General features: G+C 63.3%; 2 protein-coding genes. Both read right to left on the minus strand.

Features of this window, described 5'->3' with window-relative positions; genetic code table 11:
• Nucleotides 1–554, minus strand: a 554-nt coding sequence (locus EN879_RS37765; protein ID WP_127274805.1) for a glycosyltransferase family 2 protein, incomplete at its 3' end; no start/stop codon positions are given.
• Nucleotides 554–760, minus strand: a 207-nt coding sequence (locus EN879_RS37770; RefSeq protein ID WP_245493956.1) for a HEAT repeat domain-containing protein, incomplete at its 5' end; no start/stop codon positions are given. The genes EN879_RS37765 and EN879_RS37770, both read right to left, overlap by 1 nt.

The raw sequence follows: 760 nt of genomic DNA on the forward strand, positions 1-760 counted from the left end.
CGCATTAGCGCATCGGGCTCGAGGATGGAATCGCCGTCGATCACGCAAAACAGCGGCGCGCGGCAGACGTTGACGCCGGCATTCTGGGCATCGGCCTTGCCGCCATTTTCCTTATCAACCACAAACAGCCGTTCGGTCATCGGCGAGGAATAGAGACCGCGGATCGGCTTGTGCGTCAGGGCCTCCTCATAGGGCCGATGGAATTTCACAAGCTTGAAGCCTTCGATAAGGCGCTGCAGAGTCTGGTCCTTCGAGCCGTCGTTTATGACGATCACCTCGAAATTCGGATATTCAAGCGCCAGCATCGAGTGCACGCTCTCGACTACGTTCACTTCCTCATTGTAGGCGGGTACCAGGAGCGCGATTGGCGGCGCGACGTCCCCATAACGGCGCCACAGCAGCGCCGAACGCGCGACTGGCGGGCGCTTGGACAGCGCGTAGGCGGCAATAATAAGCTGCAGCAGGTATACCGCCGTCTGCGCCAGCCCTGCCCCAATGATGAACCAGGACAGGATGGAGGCACCCAGGACGATCTCTTGGCTCCAGTCGAACATCAGGCGGCCGGCCCCTCGGCAAGGATCAGCGAGGCGGTGCGCTGGCGGCGCGAGACCTCGCTGGTGGCGATCTCGCGCAGCACCTGCTCTCCCTTCTGGCCGAACGAGCGGAGCGCGTTGGCGGCGGCATAGCGCACAGTCCATGCCTCGTCGTCCATAAGCTGCGCGAGGGGCGCGGCGAGTTCAGACAAGCCGAGGCGGCCCGC

This window comes from Mesorhizobium sp. M7A.F.Ca.AU.002.02.1.1 (assembly GCF_003998535.1).
Taxonomy (GTDB): Bacteria; Pseudomonadota; Alphaproteobacteria; order Rhizobiales; family Rhizobiaceae; genus Mesorhizobium; species Mesorhizobium ciceri.